General features: G+C 36.5%; 12 protein-coding genes. 3 read left to right on the forward strand and 9 right to left on the reverse strand.

Annotated features, from left to right (window positions below; genetic code table 11):
* The first annotated feature begins 4 nt into the window (after positions 1-4).
* Entirely contained in the window at positions 5-448 is a 444-nt protein-coding gene (locus tag F8162_RS05795; protein WP_151634201.1) for a VOC family protein, read from the forward strand.
* A gap of 57 nt (positions 449-505) precedes the next feature.
* Here F8162_RS05795 and F8162_RS05800 read toward each other — a convergent pair whose 3' ends face one another.
* The 8 genes from F8162_RS05800 to F8162_RS05835 form a co-directional block, all read right to left on the reverse strand.
* Positions 506-1,537: an oxidoreductase gene (locus tag F8162_RS05800; RefSeq protein WP_151634199.1), complete on the reverse strand. Its 1,032-nt coding sequence runs from the start codon at positions 1,535-1,537 to the stop codon at positions 506-508.
* Positions 1,538-1,720: 183 nt separating this feature from the next.
* Complete coding sequence (gene parC / locus F8162_RS05805; protein WP_151634197.1) at positions 1,721-4,144, reverse strand: DNA topoisomerase IV subunit A; 2,424 nt, start codon at positions 4,142-4,144, stop codon at positions 1,721-1,723.
* Position 4,145: 1 nt separating this feature from the next.
* Positions 4,146-6,110: a DNA topoisomerase IV subunit B gene (gene parE / locus F8162_RS05810; protein ID WP_151634195.1), complete on the reverse strand. Its 1,965-nt coding sequence runs from the start codon at positions 6,108-6,110 to the stop codon at positions 4,146-4,148.
* Between the two features lie 373 nt (positions 6,111-6,483).
* Entirely contained in the window at positions 6,484-6,897 is a 414-nt protein-coding gene (locus F8162_RS05815) for a CoA-binding protein (RefSeq protein WP_000151390.1), read from the reverse strand.
* A 79-nt stretch (positions 6,898-6,976) separates the two neighbouring features.
* A complete protein-coding gene (locus F8162_RS05820) occupies positions 6,977-8,218 on the reverse strand; it encodes a S1C family serine protease (RefSeq protein ID WP_151634193.1) in 1,242 nt (413 codons plus the stop codon).
* 203 nt (positions 8,219-8,421) lie between these two features.
* Positions 8,422-9,099 carry a response regulator transcription factor gene (locus F8162_RS05825; RefSeq protein ID WP_001044675.1) on the reverse strand — a complete coding sequence of 226 codons (678 nt, stop codon included), beginning with the start codon at positions 9,097-9,099 and terminating at the stop codon, positions 8,422-8,424.
* 18 nt (positions 9,100-9,117) lie between these two features.
* On the reverse strand, positions 9,118-9,570 hold the full coding sequence (gene nrdG / locus F8162_RS05830; RefSeq protein WP_151634191.1) for an anaerobic ribonucleoside-triphosphate reductase activating protein: 453 nt from the start codon (positions 9,568-9,570) through the stop codon (positions 9,118-9,120).
* Positions 9,567-11,423 carry an anaerobic ribonucleoside triphosphate reductase gene (locus F8162_RS05835; RefSeq protein ID WP_151634189.1) on the reverse strand — a complete coding sequence of 619 codons (1,857 nt, stop codon included), beginning with the start codon at positions 11,421-11,423 and terminating at the stop codon, positions 9,567-9,569. The genes nrdG and F8162_RS05835 overlap by 4 nt, the downstream gene beginning before the upstream one ends.
* 225 nt (positions 11,424-11,648) lie before the next feature.
* Here F8162_RS05835 and plsY point away from each other — a divergent pair, with 225 nt between their 5' ends.
* Positions 11,649-12,245 carry a glycerol-3-phosphate 1-O-acyltransferase PlsY gene (plsY, locus tag F8162_RS05840; RefSeq protein WP_000258967.1) on the forward strand — a complete coding sequence of 199 codons (597 nt, stop codon included), beginning with the start codon at positions 11,649-11,651 and terminating at the stop codon, positions 12,243-12,245.
* A gap of 108 nt (positions 12,246-12,353) precedes the next feature.
* Positions 12,354-12,644 (forward strand): HesB/YadR/YfhF family protein, encoded by a 291-nt coding sequence (locus F8162_RS05845; protein WP_001054449.1) that lies wholly within the window; start codon positions 12,354-12,356, stop codon positions 12,642-12,644.
* 28 nt (positions 12,645-12,672) lie between these two features.
* On the opposite strand, the gene F8162_RS05850 is transcribed toward F8162_RS05845, so the two are convergent.
* Positions 12,673-13,092: an acyl-CoA thioesterase gene (locus F8162_RS05850; RefSeq protein WP_151634187.1), complete on the reverse strand. Its 420-nt coding sequence runs from the start codon at positions 13,090-13,092 to the stop codon at positions 12,673-12,675.
* Positions 13,093-13,176 lie beyond the last annotated feature (84 nt).

Below are 13,176 nucleotides of genomic sequence, written 5' to 3' on the forward strand. Positions count from 1 at the left end.
ATTTATGACATTAGAAATAGCTATTTTTCTTTCAATGAACGGGCAAGCAAAGGAGGCAATTAATTTTTACACACGTAATTTAGAAGCAAAGAAGTTAATGATTGTTACGTATGAAGATCTTGCCAATAGAGATAGTTCTTTTAAAATTACAGGTGAAAATAAAGATCATATTGCTCACTCTGTTTTACAAATTGGGAATTCAAAGCTAATGATAGCAGAAGATACAATGAATCCTACTGAACGTTATAACGTTGGAAATAATATGTCACTTTGCATTCAAAGCGCTAATTTAGAAGAAATACAAAGATTTTATAATAATTTAATTTCTGATAAGCATGTGAAAATAATCTCTCCGCTAGAAAAAAATATATTTAGTGAAGCATATGGGATTATTGAAGATCCTTACGGCATACAAATCCAGTTAATGTATGATAAACGACTAAACTAAATAATTAGTCATATTCATATAATCCTAATAAAAAAAGACACGAAATTCGTGTCTTTTTTATTTTATAGTGAGGACTCTACCCGTTTCACTACTTTCAATCGCTAATTGAATAAGTCGAATAACTTCTAAGCCTTCTTGTGCTGTTACAGGTGGTTTTTCACCATTTACAATACTATCTCTTATACCTTTATAATACATGTCATAACAGCCAACTTCTGTCGGAATACGCTCTAGCTTTTCTTCCGTATCTAAAGTAACAAAATTCTCTTCAACATCTACTCCATAACCGTTATCGCCTGGCTTCATTCCATTTTTTAATTGTTCTTCCTGTGAATCCATACCGTATTTCACAATAGAACCTTTATCTCCATGCAGTGTAAAATGTGGACCTGCTTGCTTTACGTAACTGCTACTATGTAAAGTGACACGTTTCACACCGTAGTGAAGTATAACATGGAAGTAATCATCAATTTCTGCACCTGGTCGTTGTTTGATTACATCTGCACTTATCGCATCTGGTTTCCCAAATAATGATAGTGCTTGGTCAATTAAATGCGATCCTAAATCGTATAGTATTCCTGATCCTGGTAAGTTCTTTTCTCTCCAGCGATCACGTACATGTGGACGGAAACGATCGAAATGCGCTTCATATGCGTATAAATTCCCTACTCTATTTTCTTCTAACAATTTCTTTATCGTTAAGAAATCATTATCAAAACGACGATTATGATATACACTTAACACCACATTATATTGCTCTGCTAATGAATTAAGCTCTTCTCCTTCTTCAATTGAAACAACGAATGGTTTCTCCACAACTACATGCTTACCATGTAAAATTGCTTCTTTTACATATGGAAAATGAGTTGTATTCGGTGAAGTAATGATCACTAAGTCAATATCAGCACGATTTACTAATTCCTCAATTGTGCCAACAACTTCAGCATTTGGTAATGCTTGTTTCACTGGTTCTTCTTTTGATGATAAAATAGCACGAATATCATATTCTTCTATCGTTTGTAATAATGGGATGTGAAATGTTGTACTAGAAAATCCAAATCCTACAATGCCTACACCTATTTTTTTCATGTTGCCCCTCCATCTGTCCGGCTTCAACTAATAATCAGTGGGGATAAAGAAAATCACCACTGATTAAAGTTTCACTTTATGAGAACGATTTCATTCAGTTATTATAACAAGATTATTTTTATTTACATAATAATTTGCCTAGAAAAAAGCATCTCGCCATTATTCATAGCAAGATGCTTTTCTTTACTCCGGTCGTTTTTTCGTCCACGTTTCAATAACTTCACCAGTATCATTAACATCTAGTACTAAACTACCGTTACTATACCGGTCCTTATTTCGATACGCTTTCGGATCAATTTCTTCTACGATGTGCTTCTCTGTCTTCATGTAAACTAGTTCATCATCTCGAACAATTTCAATACCGACAATACGGTATGGATTACGCTTTAACTCTTTGAAAATAACAAGACCTCGCTTCGCCCTCGTTGATTTCTCAATTTCTGATGCTTTTAGACGTTTTACAGCACCACGCTGCGTTACGAGAATAAGTTGATCTTTTTCACCATTTAATGGTTTACCAGAAGCGACATAATCATCTTCTTTTAAATTAATTGCTTTCACACCAGCGGCTCTTACACCGACTGGACTTACTTCATCTTCATGGAAAATAAGTGCATATGCACCATAGGTTGCAAGAACGATATCACTCGTTCCATCTGTCGCAAATATATCTACTACTTCATCATCTTTTTTCAAGTTTACAGCAACGAACGCCCTTGAATAACGCTGTACTTTATATTGGTTTAATTCTGTTTTCTTAATCATGCCATTCTTTGTTACAAATACGATAAATCGTTTTTCTTCTTCAAAATTCGGTACGACGGTCGCCCAAATAATCATTTCATCCCGCTCGAGTGAAACGAGATTCGCAACGTGTTGACCTAAATCTTTCCAACGAATTTCTGGCATTTCATATACTGGCAGATATATATAGTTTCCTTTATTCGTAAATAAGAGGACTGTCTCTGTCGTGTTCGTATCGAATCGCTCCAGTAAGATGTCACCCTCTTTCATACCGAAGTCTTTCCCGTTCGATGCATTATGTGAACGCCAACCTGTTCGTTTCACATATCCTTCTTTCGTTACAGTAACGATGACATCTTCCTGCGGAATCATAACTTCCACATCGATTTTAATTTCCTCAATTTGTTCTTCAATAATAGCACGGCGATCATCACTATATGTTTTCTTTACTCTCTTCAAATCTGTTTTAATAACTTGAAGAAGTCTTTGTTCACTTTGTAAAATTGACTGTAGCTCTATAATCTTCTTATTAAGCTCGTCTGCTTCTTGTTCTAGCGCCGTAATATCTGTATTCGTTAAACGATATAGTTGCAACGAAACAATTGCTTCTGATTGTGCTTCTGTAAAGCTAAATTTGGCACTTAAGTTATCTTTCGCATTACGCTTATCTTTAGAAGCACGGATTGTTTCAATCACTTCATCTAAAATCGATAATGCTTTCTTTAAACCTTCTACAATATGTTGACGATTTTCTGCTTTTCTTAATTCATATTGTGAGCGTCTCGTAACAACTTCTTTCTGATGCCCAATATATGCATCCAAAATCTTAGGTAATGTCATAAGTGTCGGACGACGATTATTTATCGCAACCATATTGAAGTTATATGGAATTTGCAAATCTGTATTCTTATATAAATAATTTAAAATACCTTCAGCATTTACTTCTTTTTTTAACTCTACAACGATGCGAAGACCTGTTCGATCTGTCTCATCACGTACTTCAGCAATTCCATCTAGTTTTTTATCTAGACGTAATTCATCCATTTTTTTAACAAGGTTCGCTTTATTTACTTCGTACGGAATTTCTGTAATAACGATTTGTTGCTTCCCACCGCGGATCGTTTCAACTTCCGCTTTTCCGCGAATAATAATTTTACCTTTTCCTGTTTCATACGCTTTTTTAATACCATCAATCCCTTGAATAATACCACCTGTCGGGAAATCTGGTCCTTTCATAACTGTTAATAAATCATCAACAGTACTATTCGGTTTATCAATACGCATCATCGTCGCATCAATTACTTCTCCAAGGTGATGCGGAGGAATTTCTGTTGCATAACCAGCTGAAATTCCTGTCGATCCGTTCACTAATAAGTTTGGGAACATTGCCGGTAATACAACTGGTTCTTCACTCGTATCATCGAAGTTTGACACAAATTCTACTGTTTCTTTATCAAGATCACGTAATAACTCAGATGCGATTGGTGATAAACGTGCTTCTGTATAACGCATTGCCGCTGCTGGATCGCCATCAACACTACCATTATTACCATGCATTTCAACTAAAACATTACGTACTTTCCAAGTTTGACTTAAACGTACCATCGCCTCATATACAGAGGAATCACCATGTGGATGGTAGTTACCAATAACATTACCGACTGTCTTAGCTGATTTACGAAACGCTTTATCATGTACGTTTCCTTCCACATACATAGAGTATAAAATACGTCTCTGTACAGGTTTTAAACCGTCACGCGCATCTGGAAGCGCGCGATCTTGAATAATATATTTACTATATCGTGCAAAGCGGTCACCTAACACGTCTTCAAGCGGGAGGTCATGAAACTTCTCTGCCTGCATGTTATTCCACCTCCGTCTCCATAATCATTTCATTTTCTAAAATATTTCCTTCTTCTTGCATACCAAATTGTACATTTCGTTCGATCCATTTACGGCGAGGTTCTACTTTATCACCCATCAATGTCGTAACTCGGCGCTCCGCTCTTGATGCATCGTCAATTTTCACACGAATCAACGTACGTGTTTCAGGATTCATCGTCGTTTCCCATAATTGATCGGCATTCATTTCGCCAAGTCCTTTATAGCGCTGCAGCATGTAGCCTTTACCGACCTTTTTTGTTACACCATCTAATTCTTCATCAGACCACGCATACTCAATCACTTCACTCTTACCTTTTCCTTTACTTACTTTGTATAAAGGAGGAAGTGCAATAAATACTTTTCCAGCTTCGATAAGTGGTTTCATATATCTGTAGAAGAACGTTAGTAACAATACTTGAATGTGCGCACCATCTGTATCAGCATCGGTCATAATTACAACTTTATCGTAGTTAATATCTTCAACAGCGAATTCATTCCCTACACCACCGCCAATAGCGTAAATGATTGTATTAATCTCTTCATTTTTAAAGATATCTGCAAGTTTTGCTTTTTCTGTATTGATTACTTTACCACGTAACGGTAATACCGCTTGGAAACGTCGGTCTCGACCTTGTTTCGCAGAACCACCGGCAGAGTCACCCTCTACTAGATACAGTTCATTTTTCTGCGGGTTACGTGATTGTGCAGGTGTTAACTTACCACTTAATGTACCTTCTGATTTCTTTTTCTTTTTACCAGTACGCGCTTCTTCTCTCGCTTTACGAGCAGCCTCACGTGCCTGCGCTGCTTTAACGGACTTTCTCACAAGAAGTGTAGCAACATCCGGGTTTTCTTCTAAAAAGTAAGCTAAATGCTCAGATACAATTGCATCAATTGAAGAACGAGCTTCACTTGTACCAAGTTTCCCTTTCGTTTGCCCTTCAAACTGAAGTACTTCTTCTGGTACACGTACAGAAACGATAGCCGCTACACCTTCACGAATATCTGTACCTTCTAAGTTTTTATCTTTTTCTTTTAATAACGATACTTTACGAGCATACTCATTGAACACACGCGTCATTGCTGTTTTAAATCCAGCTTCGTGTGTTCCCCCATCTTTTGTACGTACGTTATTTACAAACGAAAGAATGTTTTCTGAGTAGCCATCGTTAAACTGGAATGCTAACTCTGCTTCAATTCCGTTTTGTTCACCAGTGAAGTATACAACCGGATGAATCGAATCTTTCTCTTCGTTTAAGTATGAAACGAAAGCTTCAATTCCTGTTTCATAATGAAAGACATCCTCTAAATCATTACGTTCATCTTTTATCGAGATTTTCATTCCTTTTAATAAGAATGCAGATTCACGTAATCTCTCACATAATGTTTCATAATTGTAATTTGTTGTACTGAAAATAGTTGTATCTGGTTTAAAGTGTATTATCGTACCAGACTCTTTCGTCTTCCCGATCTTCTCCAGTGTCGTTACAGGAATACCACCATTTTCAAAACGTTGTTCATAAATATTTCCGTCACGTTTAATCGTTACTACTAACCATTCTGACAAGGCATTTACAACTGATGCCCCAACACCGTGTAAACCACCACTCGTTTTGTAACCACCTTGACCAAACTTACCACCAGCATGAAGTACAGTTAAAATAACTTCAGGTGTCGGTTTCCCAAGTTTATGCATTCCCGTAGGCATTCCTCGCCCTTTATCTATAACGCTAATACTATTATCTTTATGTATTACGACAGAAATTTCGTCGCCAAATCCCGCTAACGCTTCGTCAACGGAGTTATCTACTATTTCATATACTAAATGATGCAATCCACGGCTATCCGTACTCCCGATATACATACCCGGGCGTTTTCGAACGGCTTCAAGTCCTTCTAGCACTTGAATTGCATCTTCATTATATTGGAACTGATGCTTCGCCAAACTCCTTGCCCCTTTCCTAATCAAATCAGAACATATGTTTCTATTATAGAATAACGCCTCGACTATAGTTTTGGCAAGTTATCTTATCTCTTTTATATACCATTTTCAATAGAAAAATCCTTGTTTTTTTCACAAGGATTCCTCTAGGCTACTATTTCAGAAAAATAATCGTTTGTCAACGAGAAATGGATATGTATGCCAAGATTACACATTCCAAACCTTTATCATGATCCAAATGATCAATATCCAAAATGGGATAACGAGTAATAATCCCCAAAAACAGCCTTTAAAAAATCTCATGATGAACACCTCGTTCATCGGCCCTATTACCTATAATGAGGGCTGAATCAATCTTTCTACCTTTAAATCTATACTATTTTGTCATCGCATGTTCTACTTTAATACAACGATCCATTATTACAGTATAGTCTTTTTCTTTTAACAGTTTATATGTATCTTCATCTTGTACTCCTAATTGTGCCCAAAAAACGTCTGCATCAATCTCTACAAACTCTTTCGCAACATCCATTAAAAATTCTGAACGGCGGAATACATTTACAATGTCAACATGTTCCTTAATATCTTTTAGTGAAGAAACTGCTTTTTCTCCAAGCACCTCATCTACTGTTGGGTTCACTGGAATAATGCGATACCCAGCATCTTGCATTGCTTTTGAAACCATATACGATGTACGTTCTGGTTTATCCGATAATCCAACAACTGCAATCGTTTTACTTTTCTTTAATACTTCACCAATTTCCGTACGAGTTGGGTTTTCAATTGTCATAATTTATCCCTCCTATTCCTTTAGTATAGCCGATAAAGAAAGTCTCTTTCAATATGAAAGAGACTTTCTTTTATTTCAATTATTGATTCTTTGTAGCTGAATTATCTGCTAAAGTAGCTGTTTTCGTCATTTTTTGACCATTACGGTAGAATGTAACTTCTACTTTTTCGCCTACTTTTTTCTTTTCATATAAATATTTACGGAATTGAAGTGAATTTTCTACTTTTTGATCATCTAATGCTACTACAATATCATATTGCTCTAAACCAGCTTTTTCTGCAGGTGATATTGGATAAATTTTACCTAATACAACGCCATTTGTTACTTCTTTCGGTACTTTCAATTGATTTACTGCATAAGCCTGCACATCTTCTAAGGAAACGACACCTACTCCAAGAGCTGGACGTTTCACTACTCCGTCTTTTTCAAGTGATTCAATAACTGGCTTTGCGATATTAATTGGAATAGCAAATCCAATTCCTTCAACTTCTTGTTGTGCAATTTTACTTGAATTAATCCCAATTATTTCACCATTTTGGTTAAACAACGCACCACCACTATTACCTGGGTTAATTGCTGCATCTGTTTGAATAACTTGAGCATTCCAATCTGCACGCTTATCGCCATCGATATCTACTGGAATTTCACGTTCTTTACTACTAATAATACCTTCCGTTACACTTCCATCAAACCCTAGTGGGTTACCGATTGCAATCGCTTTTTCACCCGCACGGATTTTACTTGAATCACCTAAAGTTGCAACTTTATTTACATTAGATCCATCAATTTCTACAACAGCTAAATCTAACCAAGGGTCTTTGCCTACTAGTTTTGCATCTACTTTTTTACCATCACTTAGTTTTACAGCAAGTTTATTTGCTCCGTCTACTACATGATTGTTTGTTACAATATATGCTTTATTCCCTGCTTTTTTATAAATAACACCTGATCCTGAACCAGCTTGTTGTTCTTGGCCTGTCGGTTGCATTGCAAAGGGATCAATACTTTGTTGCATATTAATCACACCTACAACAACATCTTTCGCACCTTCAATCATACCAGGTAAATCCGTTTCATTTTTTGCTTTATTGACAACAGGAACTACAGTACCTTCAACCTTTGAATCCGAACTGAATGATGATACAGCCGCTCCATTATTTTGAGCCCATGGCATATAAGGTGCTGCAAAACTAATTGTGACAGCTCCAACTACCGCTCCGACTAAACCTGTGAAAAAATAACCTTTTTTACCGCCTGATTTTCTCACTTCTCTCGTTTCACTATGCTCTTCATTTAAATTCGGTCCGTCGTAATATCCCATGTTTTATTTCCCCTCTCTGGTGAATTCGTACTTTCAGTATAGTCACAGTTTGTGTCCTTCTTGTGAACTCATCGTGAAATCCAATTTAAAAAATACTCTTATCTATCAGTGTAGACAAGAAAAGTATTTTTTGTACATTCCACCTACAAAAGAGAGTATAATTTTGCTATATCCCGAAGCTAAAGTGCATAGTAATTTAACGGTTATTCTTCAAATTTATAACCAACTCGAATAACAGTACCGATATGCTTCGCTTTATCTCCTAGCTTATTTCGTAGTTTTTTAATATGAGTATCAACCGTTCGGTCATCACCGTAGTAATCATATCCCCATAACTGATCTAATAAATGTTGACGTGACAACACAATTCCTTTGTTCTCCATTAAATAAACAAGAAGTTCAAATTCCTTATGTGTCAATATAATTTCTTCTCCATCTACTAAAACGGTTCTAGATAGACGATTTACTTCTATTCCAGCTAAAGACATAGCATTCTCTTCCGCTACTCCTACCACGCCATCTGCACGTTTCAATAACGTCTTTGCGCGAGCTACTAGCACTTTCGGGCTGAAAGGTTTCGTTACATACTCATCTGCACCTAATTCGAACCCTAATAATGTATCATCCTCATCCGAACGGGCTGTTAGCATAATGATTGGTACTGCTGATTCTTTTCTAATGCGTCTACAAACAGACCATCCATCTATTTCTGGTAACATAATATCTAACATAATTAAATCAATTTCATGCTCTGCAAATAATTCTAACGCTATTTTTCCGTCTTCTGCTTCGATTACTTCAAAACCTTCATTACGAAAATAATCACTAACGATTTCACGTAGTCTTCTTTCATCTTCAACAAGTAATACTGTTTTATTCATATCATCTATCCCGCCTTTTTACTCTTTCAATCGAATAATACGTTGATTGGAGCTTCCGCGAAATGGAAGTGTTAAATCTTTTTTCTCGATTTCAAATCTTCCATCGACTAAAACATCCCCATAATGTAACAACTCTATCATATCATTATTTTGAGAACTCTGTATCTCTTCTAACGTATAACCTGTATACATCCATAGATTTTTTTTCAAGTCTTTCACGGCTTTTGCTACTTTTTTCACATCAGCAGCTTGAAAAAATGGATCTCCACCTGAAAATGTTACATCAGTTAATGGATTACTTGCAATCTCTTTCACAATTTCTTCTACTGTCATTTCAGTTCCATTACAAATATTCCACGATTTCGGATTATGGCAACCGAAACAACGATGCGGACAGCCCGCAAAAAACACGACTGTCCGCAATCCTTCCCCATCTACTACACTATCATGAATGATGTTCATCACTTTCATTTATGCTTCACCCGATCCATCTCTTCACTACGTTTCGCACTATTCCACTTCGACATATCTCCTACAAGATAACCTGTTATACGGCGAATTCTTTCTATATTAGCTTCGTCTTCATTTCCGCAACTTGGGCATTCGTTTCCAATAACTCCGTGATAACTGCAGCACTTACAACGGTCAACAGGATGATTAATTGAACCGTATCCAACGCCATGATCTGCCATCGCTCGTACAATTTGTTTTAACGCCTGTTTGTTATGCATAGCTGCTCCGTCTAGCTCAATATACGTAATATGTCCCCCGTTACATAGAGCATGGAAAGGTCCTTCTAAACGAATTTTATTTATCGCTTGAATGCTATAGTAAACTGGGATATGGAATGAATTCGTATAATAATTATGGTTCGTTATACCGCTAATCACACCAAATTCTTCCCTATCTTTTTTCACAAACTTCCCTGATAACCCTTCTGCAGGAGTTGCAATGACTGAGAAATTCAGTTCATGTTCTTCCGTTGCTTTATCCATTCTATCTCTCATAAAGGAAATGATTTCATACCCCAGTTTCCATGATTCTTCATCTTCTCCATGATGCTTTCCTGTTAAAGCTACTAAGCACTCCGCAAGACCGATAAAACCAAGACTTAACGTCCCTTGCTTTAAAATGGATGCTACAGAATCTTCAGGCTGTAACTTCTCTCCACCGCGCCATACACCTTGTGAATATAAAAATCGAAAATCTCTTGCTCGCTTCGTACATTGATACTCAAATCTCTCTAATAATTGCTTAATCCCTAAATCTAAGTAATAATTTAACGCTTCAAAAAATGCTTCCTTTGAACCACTAATTAACGCTAATTTCACTAAGTTGATAGACGTAAATGATAAATTTCCTCTCCCAATCGCTGTTTCTTCTCCATGTATGTTAGACATGACACGGGTACGACATCCCATATAACATACTTCACTTTCAGGTCGTCCGTCATAATGCACTGCATTAAATGGCGCATCTAAAAATGAAAAGTTAGGGAATAATCGTTCAGCCGTTGTCTCTAACGCTAATTCAAATAAATCATAGTTCGGATCACATTCTTCAAAGTTCACACCTTTTTTCATTTTAAAAATTTGAATCGGAAAAATTGGTGTTTCTCCTTTACCAAGACCAGCTTGTGTCGCTTTTAAAAGTTGTCTAACTAATAACCGTCCCTCTTTTGATGTGTCTGTTCCATAATTAATAGAAATAAACGGTACTTGTCCCCCGCCCCTACTGTGCATACTATTTGAATTATGAACGAAAGCTTCACACGCCTGATACGTATCATTTTCTGTTTCTTTCCATGCAAATTCTTCTATTTGTTCTTTCGTAAGCGGATATGACTGTAATCGTTTCTTATGTCTCGCTACTGTTTTTCTCACATATGGAGCTAAATCAATATCAAAGAGTGCAAATGATTGACCACCGTGCTGCATATTTTGATTCGCCTGAAAAATAATAGACGAAAGAGCCAATGCACTTTTAATATCCTGCGGTTGTCTCATATGCCCATGTCCGGTATGAAAACCGTTCGCAAGCATTTGCGCTAACGGAATTTGCGAACAAGTCGTCGTTCCTGTCGCATAAAAATCTAAGTCATGTGGATATAATATATTTTGATCTATCGCTTTTTTCACTTGATCTGACAATAAATTTTCAACTGCATAATATTTCGCACCCTCTGATGCGAACGTTCCCATTACTCCCATCGGAGAGCGGCCATCTACATTTGCATTTTCTTGCATTAAATCTTGTTCACTACCGTGGACAATCGTCTCAAACACTCTCATTAATTCTTCTCCACGTACATTTCGTTGTAACATTTATAACCCTCCACCAATATGTTGTTGTCTTTTGATTAAAATGTTACTACATATAGTCTTGGTGTTTCTGTGAGAAATGTAACATTCCTGTGAAATTTTTTTCACGAAATAATGAATTTTTCATTTACAAAAAAGAAATGTGCTCTTTACAAATGTATGGTACAATATACGGGAAAAACTCTTTTTACCCTTTATCAACACATTTGAATAAAGGAGACTGAACTTATGGTTACTACATATCTTTTATTTATCGTTGCCTACTTACTTGGCTCGATTCCATTCGCACTAGTCGTTGGAAAAATCGGCTACGGAATCGATATTCGTGAGCACGGAAGCGGTAATCTAGGCGGAACAAATACATTCCGCACACTAGGGAAAAAAGCTGGTTTTATCGTTACAATTGCTGACATTTTAAAAGGTACATTAGCAACAAGTCTACCGATTATTTTCGGATTAGATGTTCACCCACTATGGTTCGGATTAGCAGCTGTTCTTGGACATGTGTATCCGATTTTCGCGAAATTCCGTGGTGGTAAAGCTGTTGCAACTTCTGCTGGCGTGCTATTATGCTACTCTCCAGTTGTTTTTGCAATATTAGCTGTTGTCTTTTTCAGCCTTTTATTTACAACAAGATACGTATCACTTTCTTCTATGGTAACAGCCGTCGTTGCTGTTATTGCATCCATTGTTAGCGGGGATAAAATCTTCATTATTGCGATGTGTTTATTAGCAGGTATGGTTATTTATAAACACCGTGCAAATATCGGACGAATTATAAATAAAACTGAACCGAAAGCAAACTTTTCAAAAAAGCAAAAATAAGATTGTAACCCACATAACGCAAAAAGAAAACGTGAAGCATATTAATAGCGTCTTTTTGCGTTATTTTTTATACTAAAGAAAAAGCAACATAATTTGGAGGAACTATACATGAATCTTTCCGTAACAAAAGAAGCAGCACAATGGTATAAAAACGAATTAAACTTACAATCGGGTGAAACACTACGCCTTTTCGTACAATACGGCGGTTGCAGTACTGTGCAAAAAGGACTTTCTTTAGGTATTCGTAAAGATGATCCTGCACATCCTGCTGTTCAAACTCAAGAAGAAGGTATTAATTTCTTTATTGAAGGCGATGATGAGTGGTTCTTCGATGGACATAATTTATCTGTTACATTTAACGACGGTGATGATTTCCCGCAATTTAATTATGAAAAATAAAAAAAGTGTGGCAGAAGCCACACTTTTTTTATTTTTTCTTAATTTCCTCATATTTCGCATACCACTCAGGATATAACTTTTTAAATGATACGGGCCTGAATCCTTCTTTTTTCGCACAAATATTCGTCGTAGTTGCAGTAATACAAAGGTCTCCATCACCGTTATATATTTCATAACCATATACAACGCGAAGCGGGCTCACAGTGTCCACCCACGTTTTCACAATTGCGTTTTCACCGTAGCGCATCGCTTTACGATATGAAATTTGCAAATCTAACACAGGAGAAATAATTCCCTCTTTCTCCATTTCAACATATGAAAACCCTAAATCTTGTATAAGTTTCGTACGGCCTAGTTCCAGCCACACTAAATAGTTTGAATGGTAAACAACACCCATTTGATCTGTTTCCGCATAACGGATTTCAACTTCATGTTCTGCTACAAACATATGTATTCGCCTTCTTTCACTTCTGGTGCCTTGCATACATTTAATCATAATACAGCGGAATCAAAAATAAAATAAAAACAGTGA

It is taken from the genome of Bacillus sp. CH140a_4T (assembly GCF_008923725.1).
GTDB lineage: Bacteria > Bacillota > Bacilli > Bacillales > Bacillaceae_G > Bacillus_A.

Bases quoted from the DNA above. Each gene is read 5' to 3' on its own strand.
- F8162_RS05845 (WP_001054449.1), top strand. From the start codon at position 12,354: ATGAATCTTTCCGTAACAAAAGAAGCAGCACAATGGTATAAAAACGAA.
- F8162_RS05825 (WP_001044675.1), bottom strand. From the start codon at position 9,099: ATGAATAAAACAGTATTACTTGTTGAAGATGAAAGAAGACTACGTGAA.
- F8162_RS05795 (WP_151634201.1), top strand. From the start codon at position 5: ATGACATTAGAAATAGCTATTTTTCTTTCAATGAACGGGCAAGCAAAG.
- F8162_RS05835 (WP_151634189.1), bottom strand. From the start codon at position 11,423: ATGTTACAACGAAATGTACGTGGAGAAGAATTAATGAGAGTGTTTGAG.
- F8162_RS05800 (WP_151634199.1), bottom strand. From the start codon at position 1,537: ATGAAAAAAATAGGTGTAGGCATTGTAGGATTTGGATTTTCTAGTACA.
- parC (WP_151634197.1), bottom strand. From the start codon at position 4,144: ATGCAGGCAGAGAAGTTTCATGACCTCCCGCTTGAAGACGTGTTAGGT.
- F8162_RS05815 (WP_000151390.1), bottom strand. From the start codon at position 6,897: ATGACAATTGAAAACCCAACTCGTACGGAAATTGGTGAAGTATTAAAG.
- F8162_RS05820 (WP_151634193.1), bottom strand. From the start codon at position 8,218: ATGGGATATTACGACGGACCGAATTTAAATGAAGAGCATAGTGAAACG.
- F8162_RS05850 (WP_151634187.1), bottom strand. From the start codon at position 13,092: ATGTTTGTAGCAGAACATGAAGTTGAAATCCGTTATGCGGAAACAGAT.
- plsY (WP_000258967.1), top strand. From the start codon at position 11,649: ATGGTTACTACATATCTTTTATTTATCGTTGCCTACTTACTTGGCTCG.
- nrdG (WP_151634191.1), bottom strand. From the start codon at position 9,570: ATGAAAGTGATGAACATCATTCATGATAGTGTAGTAGATGGGGAAGGA.